Genomic DNA, 2,546 nt, shown 5'->3' on the forward strand with positions numbered 1-2,546 from the left:
GGGTCTTAGGGACTATCCCGACGCCATCATACAGTTTAGCGGACCTTTCCCCCTGATTTAGCAGCCTTTTTCTCCGCCGCTTTTTCCCACCCTGTTAAAGAACATGCCAACTGGCCCCGACGGGCACTTTCCCGATGTTAGCGCATTTTTTCCCCGACGTCAGCGCCGGGTTTCGCCCCGCTTTGCCTGCCGGAACCGGGTTTTATTGGGAACCCGTGGCGGCGGTGCAGCTTGTCTGCGCCGCTGACGCGGGTTGGCCGGGTGCGGGCTGGCGAAGCCCGCAGGTGAAGCTTTTCAGCGGGGAGCCCCCGCTCGCGGGGGCGGACGGGGCGGAGATGGCGAGTACGGGAACGAGCGAGGAGCCTGCGACTGCGAGCCGGACGCAGCCAGTGCAGCAGGGTTGGGCGGGGGCCATAAATTGCGCCAGCTTGCTGGCCTGCCTTCAGGGCGGTTGACCTTGACGGACTGACCGACAACGGTTTAAGGCGGATTTTCGCCCCGGAGCCGCCACGGACGGCGGCGACTGCGGCGGCCGGTTTTGGCTCTGGGGCTGACAGCAGCGGGTGAGCGGGCGAACCCGGTGCGCCACACTGCTCTGAGAAGCTCAACCCGGCGGCCAGCCGCGCACCGGGGCCAAGGTAACCGCGCAGCGCCCATGGGTGGGCGGTGCCGACATAATGTGCCGTTAAGCGTTGTGGGCCGTGTAGGCCCATTTCGCTTAATGCCACATTATGTTCATTGGGGGCTGACCGGCAACGGTGCTGACAGAGGACGCGACGGCTTAATGCCGGGCGGCCACCATTTACCGCCGGCACGCCGAAGGTCGGCAGGCAGTCTGTGCGCAGGGACGCGCGCAGTCTGCCTTTCACTGCACCCCACGCGCTCACAGGGAACCGGCTAACCTTAAAGACTGTCCGGCAACACAGCGCGTTCAGACCGGCTTCGGGCTGTCCGGCTTGTCGCTATCGCCCGGCTTATCGTCTGGCGGCGTTGCCTGTTTTGACTTCCGCTCTGCCGGGTGGGTTTGCTCATGGACTTCTTTTAAGTGACCGATAGCGACCCGCGTATAGATTTGCGTGGTTTCCAGCTTCTCATGCCCCAGTATCGCCTGGATATGCCGGGTGTCCGCGCCGTTCTCCAGCATCTGGGTTGCCATTGAGTGACGGAACAGATGACAGGCTCCGGGTTTAGCCAGTTGCGCCTGTTTGCGGATGCTGTCAGCGGCTATCTGGGTTAACGTGCCTCTGGCCAGTCCCCCGCCTTTCTTGGTGATAAACAGGTGACCGCTGTCACCCCGCCGCGTTAACTCGGGCCGGACACTGAGCCAGCGACTTAACCAGTGCAGCGCCTGTTCGCCGATGGGCACCACCCGGTCTTTACCGCCTTTACCCTGTCTGACCAGCACCACGCCGCGCCCGAAGTCCACCTCGCTTAACAGCAGGTTCGCCACTTCCATCCGCCGGATACCGGTACTCCACAGTACTTCAAGGATAGCCCGGTTTCTCAGGCCCGTGAGTGTGTCGATATTGGCGGCGGCTAATACCGTGTGGGTTTCGTCTTCATTCATCACTTGTGCCGGCAGCCGTTTTTCTTCTCTTGGCAACACCATGTTATCCGTCGGGTTATACAGGATATGGTGACGTTGCAGCAGCCAGCGGAACCACTGACGCAAGACACTCAGGCGGTCCCGCTGACTGCCCGGGCTGTAGGGCTGACCGTCGGCTTTACGGGAACTTCTCAGCCAGCGCTGATAGCTTTCCAGCAACGGCAGGCTGACCTGCGGTGCCGTCATCACTCCGCGTGCTTCGCACCAGGTGACGAACGGCAACAGCCGCTCTTCATAGGCTTCCTGTGTCCGTTCACTTAACCCCTGTCCCTGTACGGCTTCCAGCCAGGCCGCCAGATGCTGGCGTAAAGTGGCGAAGCGGGCCGGTATGGCGTCGGGTTGACCGTGGGTCTCCGTCACCGAGGGACGTTTTTTTCTGTCTGGCGAGGCCAGTGTTGCTGCCGGGCTGGTCGGGATAGCGTGCTGTTGCTGCAACCAGTCGAACCACAGGCGTAAGGCGCGCAGGCGTCGGCGCTGACTGTCCGGCGTATAGAGCTGACCGTTGGCTTTGCGGTACCGGGCCAGATACTGCTGCCAGTTTTCCAGTAACGGTTCGGTGACCTGAGCCGCGGATATTACGCCCTGTTCCTCACACCAGTTGACGAACGGTGACAGCCGTTCATGACGGGCGGACTGGCTCTTTTGACTCGCCCCCTGCAACAGCAGGTTATCCAGATACGCGTCCAGATGCTGGCGCAGGGTCAGCGGGCGGGGGTTGGATTGATGTTTAACGGGTGATGACATGATGGGATTTCCTGTAGAGAACAGCGGTTAGTGTTATCAGTGTGTGATACATCACTACGGTACGATGGCTTGATTCTTAAGTGGCCGGAACAGTCCTTTTCTGTCTGCCCCAACTTGCGGACCGCTCAGCCCGGTATTGCTGCGGTCTGGCGTCCATTTCCCGGCCTCCAACTTGGGCCCAACTTGACCCCAACTT

3 protein-coding genes are annotated in these 2,546 nt (G+C 61.3%); 2 read left to right on the forward strand and 1 reads right to left on the reverse strand.

The window, feature by feature from the left end; translation table 11 throughout:
• The first annotated feature begins 103 nt into the window (after positions 1-103).
• The gene (locus ACGF49_RS24310) at positions 104-247 is read left to right on the forward strand and encodes a hypothetical protein (RefSeq protein WP_158019888.1); all 144 of its coding nucleotides are present in this window, start codon (positions 104-106) and stop codon (positions 245-247) included.
• 408 nt (positions 248-655) lie between these two features.
• Positions 656-901 (forward strand): hypothetical protein, encoded by a 246-nt coding sequence (locus ACGF49_RS24315; protein ID WP_387493240.1) that lies wholly within the window; start codon positions 656-658, stop codon positions 899-901.
• 30 nt (positions 902-931) lie between these two features.
• On the opposite strand, the gene xerC is transcribed toward ACGF49_RS24315, so the two are convergent.
• A complete protein-coding gene (xerC, locus tag ACGF49_RS24320) occupies positions 932-1,936 on the reverse strand; it encodes a site-specific tyrosine recombinase XerC (protein WP_262978634.1) in 1,005 nt (334 codons plus the stop codon).
• Between the last annotated feature and the right edge of the window lie 610 nt (positions 1,937-2,546).

The organism is Photorhabdus sp. RM96S (assembly GCF_042879335.1).
In the GTDB taxonomy this organism is placed as follows: Bacteria; Pseudomonadota; Gammaproteobacteria; order Enterobacterales; family Enterobacteriaceae; genus Photorhabdus; species Photorhabdus kayaii.

What these genes read in the sequence shown, in the direction of transcription:
- ACGF49_RS24310 (WP_158019888.1), top strand. Translation starts at nt 104, where the DNA reads ATGCCAACTGGCCCCGACGGGCACTTTCCCGATGTTAGCGCATTTTTT.
- ACGF49_RS24315 (WP_387493240.1), top strand. Translation starts at nt 656, where the DNA reads ATGGGTGGGCGGTGCCGACATAATGTGCCGTTAAGCGTTGTGGGCCGT.